The sequence below is a fragment of the Streptomyces sp. NK08204 genome, from assembly GCF_020400585.1.
In the GTDB taxonomy this organism is placed as follows: domain Bacteria; phylum Actinomycetota; class Actinomycetes; order Streptomycetales; family Streptomycetaceae; genus Streptomyces.
The window spans coordinates 42,944-59,882 of sequence record NZ_JAINVF010000004.1; the positions used below are offsets into that span (position 1 = coordinate 42,944).

General features: G+C 73.4%; 9 protein-coding genes. 3 read left to right on the forward strand and 6 right to left on the reverse strand.

The features are described 5' to 3' along the window. Positions 1 to 7: 7 nt before the first annotated feature. The 6 genes from K7G59_RS07985 to K7G59_RS08010 all read right to left on the reverse strand — a co-directional run bounded on the left by K7G59_RS07985 (position 8) and on the right by K7G59_RS08010 (position 12,200). On the reverse strand, positions 8 to 2,218 hold the full coding sequence (locus K7G59_RS07985) for a bifunctional glycosyltransferase/CDP-glycerol:glycerophosphate glycerophosphotransferase (protein WP_225831593.1): 2,211 nt from the start codon (positions 2,216 to 2,218) through the stop codon (positions 8 to 10). 137 nt (positions 2,219 to 2,355) lie between these two features. Then, positions 2,356 to 4,644 carry a bifunctional glycosyltransferase family 2 protein/CDP-glycerol:glycerophosphate glycerophosphotransferase gene (locus K7G59_RS07990; RefSeq protein ID WP_225831595.1) on the reverse strand — a complete coding sequence of 763 codons (2,289 nt, stop codon included), beginning with the start codon at positions 4,642 to 4,644 and terminating at the stop codon, positions 2,356 to 2,358. A gap of 173 nt (positions 4,645 to 4,817) precedes the next feature. Next, positions 4,818 to 5,717, reverse strand: coding sequence for a carbohydrate ABC transporter permease (locus K7G59_RS07995; protein WP_225831597.1), 900 nt, complete (start codon positions 5,715 to 5,717; stop codon positions 4,818 to 4,820). Then, positions 5,714 to 7,057, reverse strand: coding sequence for a carbohydrate ABC transporter permease (locus K7G59_RS08000; RefSeq protein WP_225831599.1), 1,344 nt, complete (start codon positions 7,055 to 7,057; stop codon positions 5,714 to 5,716). The genes K7G59_RS07995 and K7G59_RS08000 overlap by 4 nt, the downstream gene beginning before the upstream one ends. 7 nt (positions 7,058 to 7,064) lie before the next feature. Next, on the reverse strand, positions 7,065 to 8,453 hold the full coding sequence (locus tag K7G59_RS08005) for an ABC transporter substrate-binding protein (protein ID WP_225831601.1): 1,389 nt from the start codon (positions 8,451 to 8,453) through the stop codon (positions 7,065 to 7,067). A gap of 192 nt (positions 8,454 to 8,645) precedes the next feature. Next, entirely contained in the window at positions 8,646 to 12,200 is a 3,555-nt protein-coding gene (locus K7G59_RS08010; protein WP_225831603.1) for an FtsK/SpoIIIE domain-containing protein, read from the reverse strand. A gap of 375 nt (positions 12,201 to 12,575) precedes the next feature. On the opposite strand from K7G59_RS08010, the gene K7G59_RS08015 reads away from it, so the two are divergent. The 3 genes from K7G59_RS08015 (at position 12,576) to prfB (ending at position 16,835) form a co-directional block, all read left to right on the forward strand. Continuing rightward, on the forward strand, positions 12,576 to 14,312 hold the full coding sequence (locus K7G59_RS08015) for a serine/threonine-protein kinase (RefSeq protein ID WP_225831605.1): 1,737 nt from the start codon (positions 12,576 to 12,578) through the stop codon (positions 14,310 to 14,312). Positions 14,313 to 14,423: 111 nt separating this feature from the next. Next, entirely contained in the window at positions 14,424 to 15,659 is a 1,236-nt protein-coding gene (locus tag K7G59_RS08020; protein ID WP_225831607.1) for a serine/threonine-protein kinase, read from the forward strand. Positions 15,660 to 15,728: 69 nt separating this feature from the next. Further along, entirely contained in the window at positions 15,729 to 16,835 is a 1,107-nt protein-coding gene (gene prfB, locus K7G59_RS08025; protein ID WP_225831608.1) for a peptide chain release factor 2, read from the forward strand. Positions 16,836 to 16,939: the final 104 nt, after the last annotated feature.

Genomic DNA, 16,939 nt, shown 5'->3' on the forward strand with positions numbered 1-16,939 from the left:
GGCGGGGTCAGCTCCTCACGAGGGTCGCGGCGGCGGGGGCGGGGACACGCTGCGCGAGCGGGATCACGGGCGGGATCGCCTCGGGCGGCTCGCCGAGCAGCACCCGCCGGACGACCCGCTCGGCGGCCCGGCCGTCGTCGAACTCGCAGAACCGCTCCCGGAACGCGGCCCGCAGCCTGCCGGCCTCGGCGCCCGCGTACGAGCCGTCGCGGAAGACGCGGCCCAGTTCCTCGGGGGTGCGCACGACCAGGCCCGGCGGCTCGGTCGGAAGGTCGAAGTAGACGCCGCGGGTCTCCTGGTAGACGTCCCAGTCGTCGGCGTACACGACGATCGGCCGGTCCAGGTTGGCGTAGTCGAACATGATCGACGAGTAGTCCGTGATCAGCGCGTCCGCGGCCAGGCACACCTCCTCGGAGGAGCGGTGCGCGGTGACGTCGATGATCCGGCCGGTCCGCCCGGAGCCGGGCGGGCGCCCCTGGTCGTAGAAGTAGTGGGCGCGCAGCAGGACGACGACGTCCTCGCCGGCCGCCGCGCAGAACGCCTCCAGGTCCAGGCCGGTCTCGAAACCGGTGTGGTGGTCACGGTGGGTCGGCGCGTAGAGCACGGCCGTCCTGCCCTCGGGGACGCCCAGTTCCCGCCGGATGCGGGCCACGTCCTCGGCGCTCGCCGTGCAGTAGACGTCGTTGCGCGGATAGCCGTACTCCAACTGCTCGTACGAGCCGGGGAAGGCGCGCTCCCACATCTGTGTGGAGTGCCGGTTGGACGACAGGTTGAAGTCCCAGCGGTCGACCCGGCCCAGCAGCTTGGTGAAGCTGCCGGACTGCGCGGCCACCACCGGGTACGTCGACTGGTCCACGCCCATCGTCTTCAGCGGGGTGCCGTGCTGGGTCTGCAGGTGCACGCTGCCGGGGCGTTTGACGACACCTTCGGCGAAGTTGGCGTTGTTGACGAGGTACTTCGCGCGGGCCAGCACCTCCCAGTACCGGCGCGAGCCGATCACCGCGTACTCGACGCCCTCCGGCATCGCGTCCACCTGGTCGGCCTCGACCAGGAACACCGAGCGGACGTGCGGGGCGAGTTCGCGGGCCTTGGCGTGGATGGCGGCCGGGTTGCAGGCGTAGCCGCGGCCCCAGTAGGAGCAGAAGACGGCCAGGTCCGGATCGAGCGGCCGGCGCAGCTCGCGGGCGTAGCGCAGCCGGGTGCGCAGCATGTGCGGGCGCGGCACGGCCTCCGCCGCCCTCGTGGCCGTCTGGTTGAGCCCGCGCAGCGTCCGGAACGCCGAGTAGGCACCCGCCGCCAGCAGCCGGTGCTGCATCCCGAGGCTGCCGCCCGGCGCCCGATAGCCGTCCGGGCGGTGGCGCCGGTAGAGGCGGCCGGCCCGGCGGAAGAACGTCCGGCGTCCGGAGGGCAGCCGCTCGGGCCGGGACGCCGTCTTCAGTACCTGCGCGAACAGCTGCTCGAACAGCGCCCGGGTCCGCTCGGCGGGCAGCCCGCGCTCGGCGGCACGGGTCAGCACCAGCTCGGCCTGGTCCAGAACGGCGTACTGGTGCGGACCCGGAAGGTTGAGCCGGCTGCCCTGCCGGCGCAGCCGGTGCCGTACGACGACCCGGCGCAGCACCGCGATGCGCCCGGCGGCGATCGTGGTCAGCCCACCCCAGCCGAGGTCGGTGAAGTGACCGTCGGGGAAGAGGAGTTCCTGCTCGGTGATGAAGGTGCGGCGGTAGACCGCGCTCCACGCCGGGAACCGCACCCCGGTGAGGCCGGGCAGGTCACCGGGGGCGAAGGCACCCTTCGGGGCCTTCGCGAGCAGGGCCGCGGCCGGGTTCGTCGGCTCGCCTTCCCACCAGGGGACGCGCTCGTGCTCGACGTACAGCACGTCGACGCCCGCGGTCTCCGTCAGCCGGGCGTCCAGCGCGTCCAGCGCGCCCGGCAGCAGCAGGTCGTCGCCGTCGAGGAACAGCAGATACGCGCCTGCCGCCGCCCGCATCCCGGCGTTGCGCGCCCCGCTCAGACCGGCGGACGGCGGTGAGTTGACCGGGGTCACCCGGGAGTCCCGCCCGGCGTACTCGGCGGCCACCGCGCCGGCCGGGGAGTCGGAGGCGTCGCAGACCGGGATCAGCTCCAGGTCGCCGAAGGACTGCGCGAGGACCGAGTCCAGCGCCTGGGACAACCGGCCGGCGACCCCATGGGACGGGACGATGATGCTGAAGCGGGGCATTCTGTTCTTTCTGTTGTCATGCGGACACGGCCCGGCACGCGTCCGGGCCGTCCCGCCGGACGCCAGGTGGACGGCCGGCTCGGGGTGGGCCGCGTCGAGCCGAGGGGCACGGGAACTCCCGCGATGCCCAACGGTGTTCACCGCCTCTCGGTGACGGGGAAGGAGCCGGAAGGTTGTGGGCCGCTGGTGAGCGGGGGGTGCCCGCAGGCCGCCGACGGCACCGGACGGCGCTCGCCGAGCGGCACGAACGGCGGCAGCCCCTCCGTCTCGCCCAGCACCACCCGCCGGACGACCCGCTCGGCGGCGTGCCCGTCGTCGTACGGGCAGAACCGCTCCCGGAACGCCGCCCGCAGCTGCGCGGAGCGCGAGCCGCACCAGTGACCGGTGGTGAAGATGCCGATCAGCTCGTCCTCGCTGCGGGCGACCGCACCCGGCGGGAAGGCGCGCAGGTCGAAGTAGGTGCCCCGGGTGGCCTCGTACGCGTCCCAGTCCTCGGTGTGCACGACGATCGGCCGGTCCAGGTTGGCGTAGTCGAACATGAGGGACGAGTAGTCCGTGAGCAGGGCGTCCGAGGCCAGGCAGAGCGACTCCACGCTCGGGTGGCCGGAGACATCGATGATCCGGCCGCCGCCCTCGGCCGCGGCGTCCTGCGCCGGGTTGTCCCCCGCCCAGGGCCCCTCGTGCCAGTAGTGGGCGCGGGCCAGGATCACGAAGCGCGGGCCCAGGCGGCGCAGGACGCGCTCCAGGTCCAGCACGGGGCGCCGGCCGGCGCGGTAGTCGCGGTGAGTGGGGGCGTACAGGACGGCGACCGCGCCCTCCGGGATGCCGAGCGAGGCACGCAGCCGCGTCACCTCGTCCGACGTCGCCCGCTGGAAGACGTCGTTGCGCGGATAGCCGTACTCCAGTGTGGTGTAGGTGCCGGGGTAGACCCGCTCCCAGGTCAGGGTGGTGTGCCGGTTGGCGGACAGCACGTAGTCCCACTTGTCGACGCCCCGCAGCAGCTCCTCGAAGTCCATGCCCCGGGCCGCCGCGGGGTGCTCCAGAAGGTCGAGGCCCATGTGCTTGAGCGGGGTGCCGTGCTGGGTCTGCACGAAGACCTGGCCGGGACGCTTCTTCAGCCTGCGGTCGAAGTTGACGTTGTTGACCAGGTACGTGGAGCGGGCCAGCGCCGTCCAGTAGGCGGCCGTGCCGGGCCGCAGCAGGCGCGGGCCCGGCGGGACGGCCCGCTGGTGCCCGGGGCCGGCGATCCAGGCGGTGCGGATGTGCGGCGCGTACGCGCGGAACGCGGCCTCCAGCGCGCCCGGGTTGCAGCCGTATCCGCGCCCCCAGTAGGCGGCGAAGACCGCGTGGTCGGTGCGCAGCGGGAGGCACAGCTGGATCCGGTAGTGCAGCTGGAGGGCGGCTGCCCGCAGGACCCGGGCCGGCCCGGCGGCGCAGGTGCGCATGCGCCGGCGGACGGACATCGCCAGCTGCAGGCAGCGGTAGGTGCGGTGCATGCCGAACCGGACCAGGGTGTGACGCAGCCGGGTGCGCGAAGGGAGCGCCGCGCCCGGGGTGCGGTAGCGGCGGCAGTGGGCGCGGGCCCGGCGCAGGAACTCGGCCCGGGTGCCGCGCGGCAGCCGGTCGGGCTTGGTGAACACCGTCGAGAAGTGGTCGACCATCCGGCCGTACAGCACCGGCCGCCACCGCTCGAGTGCGGGCCGCTCGGCGACGAACGCGAACACCCGGTCGTACTGCTCGAAGATGTCGAAGTGCCTGCGGCTGGTGGTGGACAGGATGTTGCCCCGCCGGCGCTGCCGGTAGTGCACGCACACCCGGTCCAGCGTGGCGATCGACTCGGCGGCCATCAGGACCGGGTACGTCCAGGGGGTGTCCTCGTAGTACCCCGGGGGGAACCGGAACCCCTCGGCCTCGACGAACTCCCGTCGGCACGCCTTGTTCCAGGCCACCATCAGCACGCGCAGCAGCCCCGGGCGGTCCGTCAGGCGGAAGGGCGCCGGGCCCTGCTGGGTGAGCGGGGCCACGACCTGGTTGCGGACCGCCTCGCCGTTCCAGAAGGTGCGGGCGAAGTCGTACACGAGGACGTCCGGGTCGCGGGTCTCCTTGAGCCGGTCGGCGATCGCCTGCAAGGCGTTCGGGGTGAGCGTGTCGTCGCTGTCCAGGAAGACCAGATAGTCGCCCGTCGCCTCGGCCATGCCCGCGTTCCGGGTCCCGCCCAGCCCCCGGTTCTCCGTCAGGTGCACCGGCTTCACGCGTGGGTCCCGAGCCGCGTACTCGTCGATCAGCGCACCGCAGGCGTCCGGCGAGCAGTCGTCCACGGCGATCAGTTCGAGATCCGAGTACGACTGCGAGAGCACCGAGTCCAGGCACTCGGAAAGGTACGCCTGGACCTGGTACACGGGAACGATGACACTGAACCTGGGCAAGGGACATCCAAGGGCGGTCGACGCGGGCGTTCTGCCCGGGAACGGCCGTTGGAGTGACTTGGTTACGGCGTGTACGGCATGTGGGGGACGCCGGGCGAACGGGAAAGGGGCGGGCTGTCCGGGCCCCGCCGCTGGAAGGACGTGCGGCTCCCGGAAGACGTCCCGCGCGTCGGCTACTTGACGGCGCCAGCCATCACCCCGGACACGAACTGCCGCTGGAACACGAAGAACACGGCCAGCGGGATCACCATGGAGATGAACGCGCCCGGGGCCAGCACGTCGATGTTGTTGCCGAACTGCCGTACCTGTGTCTGCAGGGCGACCGTGATCGGCTGCGTGCCCGACTTGGTGAACACCAGCGCGACCAGCATGTCGTTCCACACCCACAGGAACTGGAAGATGCCGAGGCTTGCGATCGCGGGGCCGCCGAGCGGCATCACCACCCGTGTGAACAGGCGCAGTTCACCGGCGCCGTCCAGGCGGGCCGCCTCCAGCAGCTCGCGCGGGATCTGTGCGAAGAAGTTCCGCAGCAGGAACACCGCGAACGGCAGCCCGAACCCGGTGTGGAACAGGATCACCCCGAAGACCGTCCCGAACAGGCCGATGTTCCCGAACAGTTCGGCGATCGGGATCAGCGCCACCTGCACGGGCACCACCAGCAGACCCACCACGCCGAGGAACCACCAGTCCCGGCCGGGGAAATCCATCCATGCGAACGCGTAACCGGCGAGCGAGCCGATCACGACGACCAGGGCGGTCGCCGGGACCGTGATCAGCACGGTGTTCACCAGGGAGTGGGTGATGTCGCTGTTCTCCAGCAGCTTCCGGTAGCTGTCGAAGGTGAGCTGGGAGGGCTGGTCGAAGACCTTCCACCAGCCGCTCGCGCTCATGTCCTCGGGCGCGCGCAGCGAGGAGATCAGCAGACCGATGGTGGGCACCAGCCAGAACAGGCCGACGAGGACGAGGAGGACCTGGACCAGTGCGCCGCCCAGAGCCTCGGAGACGCGCGCGGCCAGGGACCGCCGGGCCCCCGCCGTCCGGACCGGGGCGACCTTGCCGGTCGTGTGCGTCATCGCCGCACCTCCCGCCGCAGCCTGCGTACGTTGAACAACATCACCGGGATCACCAGCAGCAGCAGGAACACCGCGATCGCGCTCGCGATGCCCGGCTGGCCCTCCGCGAAGCCCTTGCGGTACAGCTCCAGGGCCAGCACGTTCGCGTCGTCCTGGGAGGAGCCCGGCGAGATGATGTAGACGAGGTCGAACACCTTCAGCACGTTGATCATCAGCGTGACGGTGACGACCGCGAGGACCGGCGCGAGCAGCGGCACGGTGATCCGGCGGAACACCTGCCACTCGCTCGCCCCGTCGACCCGCGCCGCCTCCAGCAGCTCACGGGGCACGCCCGCGAGCCCGGCGGCGATCAGCACCATCGCGAAACCGGCCCACATCCACACGTACGATCCGATGATCGCCGGGGTGACGAGGGACGGGCCGAGCCAGTCGACGCCGTTGTACGGCTCCTTGAAGTTGCCCGCCGGGAGCCTGAGCCGGGCTCCGTCGGCCGTGGCGGGCAGCGTGAAGGTGCCGTCGGCGGCGGCCTTCGCCGTGGCCACCACCCTGCCGTCCTTCACCGCCTCGATCTTCATCCCGGAGTAGCCCCGCTCGGCCGGGTCGGGGGCGCCGAGCCTGCCGACGCCCTTGCCGCGTGTGAAGTCCTGCCAGGTGGTGCCGGTGACCTTCCCCGGTTCCGGCTTCGCGGCCACGGCCCTCTTCGCGCCGTCGGGCATCTGGTCGGGCGCCACCCCGACCAGCGGGAGCATGACGCTCTTGCCGGTGTGCACCGTGCCCGTGGTGATGAACCCGCCCCGGTCCGACGTGAGGGGCGAGTGGCGGCCCGGATGCGCCTTCGGGAACGCCGACGACTGCGCGAAGGTGTCGTGCACCCCCACCCACACCGCGTTGGCGACGCCCTTGGCCGGGTCCTGGTCGTACACCAGGCGGAAGATGATCCCGGCGGCGAGCATGGAGATCGCCATCGGCATGAAGACGACCAGCTTGAACGCCGTCCCCCAGCGCACCCGCTCGGTCAGCACCGCGAAGATCAGACCGAGGGCGGTGGAGACGGCGGGCGCGAACACCACCCAGACGACGTTGTTCTTCAGGGCCGTGCGGATGCCGTCGTCGGTGAACAGGGCCCTGTAGTTGTCGACCCCGGCGAAGCCGTCGCCGGAGGCGTTGCAGAAGCTGCGGACGATCGAGTACCCGATCGGGTAGACCACGAGCGCGCCGAGCAGCACCAGGGTCGGCAGCAGGAACAGCGCTGCCACCGCCCGGCGGGTGCCGGTCACGCTCTTGCGGTTCCTGGGTGCGGCGGGGCCCGGTGCGGCCCCGGCCGCCGCTGCCGACGTCATGACCGGATCAGCCCGCGTTCCCGTACGCCGCCGCGTCCTTCTCCAGCTTCGCCTGGGTGCCCGCGACGTCCCCCGGGTTCTTCAGGAAGTCCTGGAGGTCCTTCCACTCGCCCTTGCCGGGGGTGCCGCCGAATGCCTGCGGCGCCTGGTCGGACATGTCGAAGCGGAAGCTGTCACCGGACGCGATCAGCGCCTTGGCGATCATGCGCTGCACCTGGTTCGGGTAGGCCGATTCCGGCACGTTCTTGTTCGGGGACAGATAGCCGCCGAGCCCGGCCTGGAGGGTCGCCGAGTCCGGGGAGGCCAGAAACGTGGCCAGCGCCTGGGCCGCCCGGGAGTCCTTCAGGACGACCGCCGCGTCACCGCCGGAGACCACCGGCGCGGTGGAGCCGGCCGCCGGGAACGGGAACACCTTCGCGTCCGTGCCCACCTTCGCCTTGGTGTCCCCGATGTCGACCTGCGCGAAGTCGCCCTCGTAGACCATCGCCGCCTTCGGCTGGTCGCCTCCGGTGAAGGTCTGGGTGACCGAGGCCGGGAACTCGGTCTGCAGCGCCCCGTCCGCGCCGCCCGCCACGTAGTCCTTCTTGCCCCAGATCTGGGCGAGGGTGGTCAGGGCTTGCTTCACCGACGGGTCGGTCCACTTGATCCTGTGCTGGGCGAGCCGGTCGTACTTCTCCGGGCCCGCCTGGGACAGATAGACGTTCTCGAACCAGTCCGTCAGCGTCCAGCCGTCGGCGCCGCCCACCGAGAAGGGGGTGACCCCGGAGTCGTACACCGCCTGCGCCGCCGTCAGCAGGCCCTGCCAGGTCTTGGGCTCCTTGGCGCCCGCATTCTCGAACGCCTTGGCGTTGTACCAGATCAGCGACTTGTTGGCGGCCTTGTAGTAGATGCCGTACTGCTTGCCGTCCACCTTGCCGATGTCCTGCCAGCCCTGCGCGTAGTTCCGCCGGAGTTCCCTGAGCGCGTCCGGGCCGAGCGGCTTGGCCCACCCGTTCCGCACGGCCTGCTTGATCGCGCCCGGCTGCGGCAGCAGCGCGATGTCCGGCGGCCGACCGCCGGCGATCTTCGAACCGAGGAAGTTGATGATCGGGTCCTGCGCGGGCACGAACGTCACCTTCGCGCCGGTGCGCTTCTCGAACTCGGCGAGGACCTTCTTGAAGTTCGCCTGCTCGGTGCCGGTCCAGACGGCGGCCACCTCCAGGTGCGCGCCGTTCAGTTTCGGCAGGGTGACGGTGGAGACGGGCGTGGAGGTCCCGCTGCTCCTGCTGCCGGTGTCGTCCTTCCTGTCGTCGCTGCCGGAGCAGGCGGTGAGCGCGAGCGCCCCCGTGAGCAACGCGGCGAGTGTCGTGAGGGCCCTGTGGGTTCGGATGGCGTTGCCCGTGCTCCTGCTGCGCATCACTTCACCGTTCTTCGTTCTCCGTCGAACGTCCGAGAACTGTCCGTTCGGTCCGGTTTACGCCGGGTTGCTCGACAGGGGCAAGAACGTCCACGGGGCCGGACGGGTGATCGTGACCGGCTCGTGGCAGAGCGTGTACGCGTCCTCGTCCCGCGCTCTGGGGTTGCGCGGGAGCGCGGCAGGGTGTGCGGGTCAGAGCAGGGACGGCACTTCCGCCGCCGAGACCTCCCGGGCCGCCCGCTCCACCGCGCTCGCCAGCAGGGCCAGGTCGGTGGGGCCGTTGCCCAGTTCGCGCACGGGCCGACGGGTCGGGGGATCGCCCATGCGCTGCCAGTCCAGTGCGACGACGGTGGGCCGCTGGGTCGCGGTGCGTGGGATGCGACCTGTCACCCGGCCGCCCTGGAACGGCACATTCCGCTCGTCCGCGTACGTCAACCGTCCCCGCCCCGGCGCCGGTTCGCCCCCGGCCTCCTGGCCCGCCGCGGACAACGCGGCACCCGCACGGCCGGACGCGGGGGCGTCCAGCGTGATGCGCAGTGCGGCCCTGCGCGCCGGTTCCGTCTCCGCGGTACGGCCGCCCGTCCCGGCCGCCGCCACCAGGTGCACGCCGAGCCGCTCCCCCTCCCGGGCCACCGCCTCCAGCGCCCGCATCACCGACCCGGCGGCGGGCCGTCCCGGCGAGCCGAGGGCGGGCGACACCAGTGCGTCCAGATCGTCGACGACCACCACCAGGCGGGGCAACGGCGGTGCCGCCTCGGTCCGTTGCCCCGCGGCGGCACCGGGCCGCAGCCGCAGCGTGGAGCTGGGCGGCGCCTCTATCTCCCCGGTGCCGGACGCGCCCGACCGGTGGACGCGCTGCGCGACGACACGGCCCGACCCCTCGCGCCCCGCGTGCCACTGGGCGAAGTCCGTGCGGCCCAGCAGCTCCGCGCGCCGCTTCAGCTCCGCGCTCAGCGACTGTGCGAACTCCCGCATGCGCACGGGGTCGTTGGCGATGAGGTGGGTGGTGACATGGGGTATGTCCGTGCACACCCGCAGGCCGTCGCCGTGCCCGGCGCCCAGGCCGACGCCGTCCCGGCCGTCGATCAGCACCATGCCCAGCCGGTCGGGCCGCTCGGCGGCGGCCAGCGAGGCCACGACGGCCCGCAGCAGTTCGGTACGGCCGCTGCCGGCCGGGCCCTCGATGAGGAGATGCGGCCCGTCGGCGACCAGGTCGGCGCTGAGCGGCCCGCGCGGCCCGGCACCGAGGACGGCCCGCGCCCGCCCGCCCGGCGCCTGCCTGTCGTCGGCCGCGTCCGCCCAGCGGGCCATCAGTGAGGCAGGGGTGGCGCGGGCGAGCCCCAGCTCGTCCAGCAGCCGCGCCGACAGCGGCAGCGGCGTCGCCATCCGCGCGTGCCGGTCACCGACGGGGCCGTCCGGGCGCAGCGGCGCCAGCGCCCGGGCGAAGCGTTCCGCCCAGGCGGCGGAGACGGCGTCGACCGCGGCGAGGGTCCCGGGCCCGACGGGACCGGACGGCGCGACACGCATCAGACGCAGCGCGGTGGCGACGTCCCCGCTGAGCAGCGCTATGGCGCCGCAGTGCCGGAAGGTGGGCGTCACCGCACACGCGGCCTCGTAGGTCCGGTCGACCGGCGAGGCGGGGGAGGCGGGCTCCGTCTCCGCGAGACACACGACATGGATGCCGGCCCGCGGCCCGGCCACGGCCAGCCGTGCGAGCGCGTCCCGCAGGGCGCTGCCACCGGGGTCACCGTCCACGACGACGACCGTGTAGGGCCCCGGGAAGCCGCCCGGCCCGTCCAGGTCGGCCTCGTCCTTCGCCCAGGAGGGGCGGCGCGCGGCGCCGGGAGACCCGAGCGGGGCCTGGGGGCGCCGGTCCTGGTGCGGGTGCCCGTGCGAAGGGGCCGGGGCGCCCGGTATGAGGGGCGCGGGGACGGCAGACGTGCCGGCGTAGGGATCGGCAGACGTGCCGGCGTAGGGATGCGCGGCCGTGGGCGCGCCCGGGCTCCCGGCGGCCGGGGTGCCCGGTGCCGGGACGCGGGCCGGTGCCGGGTGGGCCGCCGTCCTGCCCGTGGCCGCGTGGTCCTCCACCCGGCGCAGGAGTTCCTCCGTGCGGGCCGCCGCCTGTTCGCGGTCGTAGGCCAGCAGCAGGCGGCAGTCCTGGCCGTGGCCGGGACGGACGTGCGGGAGCCAGCCCAGCCAGGACCACTCGGCCGTCCGCTCCTCGACGGGGCGGGCCCGGTCGGCGCTGATCAGCACGATCTCCAGCAGGTCGGGGGAGTGCAGCGCGGCGAGCTGGGCCAGCACCGCCCGGGCCAGCCCGGACAGCCGGGGGCGTGGACCGGCCAGGCCCAGCGCGCCCGCCTCGCGCAGCGCCGCGGTCACCGGCACGGCGGGCAGCAGGCCCGAGCCGTCGGGTGCACTGCGGTCGGCCGTGCCGAGCCGCACGGTGAGCACCTCCGGGTGGCCCGGCCCCCGCTCCCACAGCCGGGGCCCGGGGCCCAGCGCGGTCAGCAGCAGCGTCGCCGGGTCCGGCCAGGTGTCCGGCTGCCGGGGGACGCCGACCGCCGGGGCCTGGTTCACGCCGGTCGCGGGGGTGCCGTAGCTCTCCGGGTCGGCCGCCGGCTGCTCCGCGCGCCCGCCGGCCAGCCGCCGCGCCCACGAGCCGAGCCCGCCGCGCCGGCGGACGCCCTGGGAGGCGTCGGTGCCCTGGGCCGGCGCGCTCCTGCGGCCGTCGGGGCCGTGAGCGTGTGCTGGCGCGCCGTACGCGGTCTCCTGGGCGTACGCGCTCCCGTACGGCCCGGCGATGCCGAAGCGCCCGCCGTGCGTGTCGCCGCCGGACGCGGTGCCGTACGCCTCCGGGGCCCGTCCGCCCCGGCGCTCCATGTCGGGTGCTCCGCCCTGTCCCGGCACGACCGGTTCCGCGCGCGTGTGCTGCCCAGCGGCGCCCACAACGCCGTCCGCCGTGCTGTACGCGTGCGGACCGGCCCCGGCGTCCCGCCAGGCAGCGGCCGACGGCGCCCGGTCCCCAGGACCTCCGGCATCCGACGGCGTACCCGCACCGGCGTCCCCGCCCCGCGGAGCGACCCGCACGCACCCTTCTCCGTCCGGCACCGTCCGCACCCGCGCCCCGGGCCCCCCGGCCGGAGCGATACGCAACGTGGACTCACCCACCCGCAGCAGCGCCTCCACAGGGAACCGCACCGGCCGGTCGCCGACGCGGCTGCCGTCGAGCGCGGTGCCGTTCGTGGAGCCGAGGTCGGCCACCGAGACGCGGCCGTCGGCGACGACCGTGACGGCGCAGTGCAGCCGGGAGACGTCGGGGTCGTCCAGCGGGACGTCCGCGTCGGCGGAACGGCCCACGGTTATCCGGCCGCCGTGCAGCAGGTGGACCCCGCCCGCGTCCGGACCCGCGACCACGTGCAGCTGCGTCGGGGCGTCGGCCGGCTCGGGATGCGGCTCGGGGGCCGCCGGGGCGCCCAGGGACAGCACGGCGCCGTCGACGAGCGGAGGCTCGCCGAGGGTGCTGCGGCGGGCGTCCAGCCGCTCGGTGCCGGCGTACAGCACGACCGGCGCGCCGCCGGGCTCGCGGCCGGCGCCGCCCTCCCCGATGACCGCCGCGGCCAGCGCCGATGCCACCGCGGCCAGGTCCGTGCCCGCGGGCGCCGTCACCAGCACGTCGCGGCTCGCGGCGCGGCCCCGCTGCGTGGGCGGGCCCAGCGGGTCTACGACGGTCAGCCGGATCTGCATCGCCGTCAGCGGTCCCTTCTGCGCGGGTGAGCGCGGGCGGACTTCCCCCCACCCCGCACGAGCACGTCGGCCAGTACTGGGGCATCCTCGCACCTGCCGCCGACGACGCGCCCGGGACCCGGTGACAAGTGATCTTGATTGGTCGGCTCTGCCCCTAAAAATGCCTGACCAGGACAGCATCGGCGATCACTTGAGATCGGTCACGTTTGCCCTTGGCAACCTGTGGACCGGGTCGAGCGTCTTTCCTTCGAACCTGTTCCGAACCTGTTCGGGAAGGCGTACGTGCGTCCCGAAGGGCGGCACTACAGTGGGTCGGAACAGTCGGAACACCGAATTGCAGGCAAGCAAGCGGCAAGCAGCTAGGGAGCGCGTGACGTGCGGCCAGTCGGCAGCAAGTACCTGCTTGAGGAGCCGCTCGGACGCGGCGCCACAGGCACCGTCTGGCGTGCCCGCATGGGGGTCCCCCCTGGCGTGCAGCCTGTCGGAGCCCCCGGGGGGAGCGATACCGGGGACGCGGCCGTCCCCGGCCGGCCCGGCGAGACGGTCGCGATCAAGGTCCTCAAGGAGGAGCTGGCGAGCGACCCGGACATCGTGATGCGCTTCCTGCGCGAGCGTTCCGTCCTGCTGCGCCTCACCCACCCGAACATCGTCCGGGTCCGCGACCTGGTCGTCGAGGGCGACCTGCTGGCCCTGGTCATGGACCTCGTCGACGGCCCCGACCTGCACCGCTACCTGCGCGAGAACGGCCCCTTCACCCCGGTCGCCGCCGCGCTGCTGACCGCGCAGATCGCCGACGCGCTCGCCGCGAGCCACGCCGACGGCGTCGTCCACCGCGACCTGAAGCCCGCCAACGTCCTGCTCGCGCAGAACGACGGCCGGATGCACCCGCTGCTGACCGACTTCGGCATCGCCCGCCTCGCCGACTCCCCGGGCCTGACCCGTACCCAGGAGTTCGTCGGCACGCCCGCGTACGTCGCGCCGGAGTCCGCCGAGGGGCGCCCGCAGACCTCCGCCGTCGACATCTACGGCGCCGGCATCCTGCTGTACGAGCTGGTCACCGGCCACCCGCCGTTCGCCGGCAGCACCGCCCTCGAGGTCCTGCACCAGCACCTGAGTGCCGAACCGCGCCGCCCCTCCACCGTCCCGGACCCGCTGTGGACGGTGATAGAGCGCTGCCTGCGCAAGAACCCCGAGGAACGGCCCAGCGCCGAGAACCTCGCGCGCGGCCTGCGGGTCGTCGCCGAGGGCGTCGGCGTGCACGCGAACGCCGCCCAGATCGCCGCCGCCGAGGGCGTGGGCGCCCTGCTGGCGCCCGACCCGGCCCCGACCGCCGTCCCAGGCGTGCCCGGCGCCGCCGACCCCACCCAGGTGCTGCCGACCAGCGGGCCCCAGGGGGCGTACGACCCGAACGCCGCGACCAGCGTGCTGCCGCACACCGGCGGCCCGGCCGGCGCCGCCGACCCCACCGCCGTCCTGCCCCACACCGGTGCGGCGGACCCGACGGCCGTCCTGCCGCCGACGCCCCCGGGGCAGCCCGGTCAGCGGGGGCCGGGACAGCCGGGACAGCAGCCCGAGCAGCCGCACCCCTGGCAGACCCAGCTGCGCGCCGCCCGGGACCGTAACGAGCAGACGCAGATCCAGTACCTCGACCCGGACGAGGACCCGCTGCGCCGCCGCCCCCAGCGGCAGGTCGCCCGTCCCCAGCAGCAGCCCCGCCAGGCCCCGCAGCCGCGCCCCCAGCGTCCGCAGCCGCGCGGGCAGCAGCACCCGCCGGCCGGCTACGGCTACCCGCAGCAGCAGCCCCAGCAGTACGCCCCGCCCCGTCAGCCGCAGCAGCCGCAGCAGCCGCAGCAGCCGCAGCGGCCCGCGCGTGAGCCGCGCGAGCCGCGGCAGCGCAGTGCCAACCCGATGAAGATCCCCGGACTCGGCTGCCTCAAGGGCTGCCTGTTCACGATCGTCATCCTGGTCGTGGCGAGCTGGCTGGTCTGGGAGCTGACCCCGCTGCACACGTGGGTCGGCCAGGGCAGGAGCTACTGGCACGAGGTGACCCACTTCGCCGGGCAGGTCGGCGGCTGGCTCAAGGGCCTCGGCAGCATCGGCAGCGGCAGCTGACGCCGGTTTGGAGACTTGTCGACATCCGGCGGGTGATTTCCGTCCCCGCGGTGAAGACCGGCTCGCCGGACGCGTAGTTTTAGCGGCAACACGCGTCTGGTAGGAGCAGTCTTGGCACGGAATATCGGCAGCCGGTACACCGCGAACCAGATCCTCGGCCGGGGGAGCGCCGGCACGGTCTGGCTGGGCGAGGGACCGGACGGCCCCGTCGCCATCAAGCTGCTGCGCGAGGACCTGGCCTCCGACCAGGAGCTGGTGGGGCGCTTCGTGCAGGAGCGCACCGCGCTGCTCGGCCTGGAGCACCCGAACATCGTGTCGGTGCGCGACCTGGTGGTCGACGGCAACGACCTTGCCCTGGTCATGGACCTGGTGCGCGGAACAGACCTGCGCACCCGCCTCGAACGCGAGCGGCGGCTCGCCCCCGAGGCGGCCGTGGCGATCGTCGCCGACGTCGCCGACGGGCTGGCGGCGGCCCACGCCGCCGGGGTCGTCCACCGCGACGTCAAGCCCGAGAACGTGCTGCTCGACATGCAGGGACCGCTCGGACCGGGCGGTGCACACCCCGCGCTGCTGACGGACTTCGGCGTCGCCAAGCTGATCGACTCGCCGAAGCGGACCCGCGCCACGAAGATCATCGGCACGCCCGACTACCTGGCCCCGGAGATCGTGGAGGGCCTGCCGCCGCGGGCCGCCGTGGACATCTACGCCCTGGCCACGGTCCTCTACGAGCTGCTCGCCGGCTTCACCCCCTTCGGCGGCGGCCACCCCGGCGCGGTGCTGCGCCGCCATGTCACCGAGACCGTCGTACCGCTGCCGGGCATCCCCGATGAGCTGTGGCAGCTGATCGTGCAGTGCCTGGCCAAGGCCCCGGCCTCCCGGCTGCGTGCCTCGGAGCTGGCGGCGCGGCTGCGTGAGCAGCTGCCCCTGCTGGCCGGGATGCCCCCGCTGGACGTGGACGAGCCGGACGCGGAGACCTCCGAGGACGCGGCGCAGGAGGCTCCGCAGCCGTCGGCTCCCGCCGGGGGCGAGCCGGTACGGCGGCGCGGCGCGGTGTCCCTCGTCCCCGGCGCCAAGCCGGACTCCAACCGGGACACGCACACCTCGATGAGGGTGCCGGCGGCGGACGAGCTGGCCGGCGGGGCCCACGGCACGGCCCGCGCGCCCCGCGCCTCCGGCGCGCCCCGGCCGGGGTCGGCGCGGCACCGGGCGGCGGTACGCCGGCGGCGGCTGACGCTCGGGGTGGCCGGGGTGGCCGTGGCGGCGGTCGTGGGCGTCGGCGCCTGGTGGGTCTCCGCCTCCGGCGACGACCAGCCGTCCCCGAACACTCACAGCACGTCGACGCCCTGAGCTGCCCCGCATCCGCCCGTTCAAACATGACCGGCCTTCGATGCCCGGCGGAGCCGTTACGCTGGATGCGTGGCAGTCGTCGATGTATCCGAAGAGCTGAAGTCCCTCTCCTCGACCATGGAGTCGATCGAGGCCGTCCTGGACCTCGATGCGATGAGGGCAGATGTCGCCGTGCTCGAGGAGCAGGCGGCGGCGCCGTCCCTGTGGGACAACCCGGACGAGGCGCAGAAGATCACCAGCAAGCTCTCCCACCTCCAGGCGGAGGTGCGGAAGGCGGAGGCACTGCGCGGCCGGATCGACGATCTCGCCGTGCTCTTCGAGATGGCCGAGGAGGAGGACGACCCGGACACCCGTGCCGAGGCCGAGTCCGAGCTGGCCTCTGTGCGCAAGGCGCTGGACGAGATGGAGGTCCGGACGCTGCTCAGCGGTGAGTACGACTCCCGTGAGGCGCTCGTGAACATCCGCGCCGAGGCCGGTGGCGTCGACGCCGCCGACTTCGCCGAGAAGCTCCAGCGCATGTACCTGCGCTGGGCCGAGCAGCGCGGCTACAAGACCGAGCTGATCGAGACGTCGTACGCCGAAGAGGCCGGCATCAAGTCGACCACCTTCTCCGTCCAGGCGCCGTACGCCTACGGCACCCTCTCCGTCGAGCAGGGCACCCACCGCCTCGTGCGCATCTCGCCCTACGACAACCAGGGGCGCCGGCAGACCTCGTTCGCCGGTGTCGAGGTGCTCCCCGTCGTCGAGCAGTCCGACCACGTCGAGATCGACGAGTCCGAGCTGCGGATCGACGTCTACCGGTCCTCCGGTCCCGGTGGCCAGGGCGTCAACACGACCGACTCCGCGGTCCGCATCACCCACCTGCCCACCGGCATCGTGGTCTCCTGTCAGAACGAGCGGTCGCAGATCCAGAACAAGGCCACCGCGATGAACGTCCTCCAGGCCAAGCTGCTGGAGCGGCGCCGGCAGGAGGAGCAGGCCAAGATGGACGCCCTCAAGGGCGACGGCGGCAACTCCTGGGGCAACCAGATGCGTTCGTACGTGCTGCACCCCTACCAGATGGTCAAGGACCTGCGCACCGAGTACGAGGTGGGCAACCCGGAGGCCGTGTTCAACGGCGAGATCGACGGGTTCCTGGAGGCCGGTATTCGCTGGCGCAAGCAGCAGGAGAAGTAACTTTGTCGACATGACAACTGCCGCCCCAGAGGCGGCAGTTGTCGTTTGTCCGGGTTTTGCATCACAGTCACAGGCTCCAATTCCCCCGTAAACGTCGTCCTTTC

Bases quoted from the DNA above. Each gene is read 5' to 3' on its own strand.
- K7G59_RS07985 (WP_225831593.1), bottom strand. From the start codon at position 2,218: ATGCCCCGCTTCAGCATCATCGTCCCGTCCCATGGGGTCGCCGGCCGG.
- K7G59_RS07995 (WP_225831597.1), bottom strand. From the start codon at position 5,717: ATGACGCACACGACCGGCAAGGTCGCCCCGGTCCGGACGGCGGGGGCC.
- K7G59_RS08000 (WP_225831599.1), bottom strand. From the start codon at position 7,057: ATGACGTCGGCAGCGGCGGCCGGGGCCGCACCGGGCCCCGCCGCACCC.
- K7G59_RS08005 (WP_225831601.1), bottom strand. From the start codon at position 8,453: ATGCGCAGCAGGAGCACGGGCAACGCCATCCGAACCCACAGGGCCCTC.
- K7G59_RS08010 (WP_225831603.1), bottom strand. From the start codon at position 12,200: ATGCAGATCCGGCTGACCGTCGTAGACCCGCTGGGCCCGCCCACGCAG.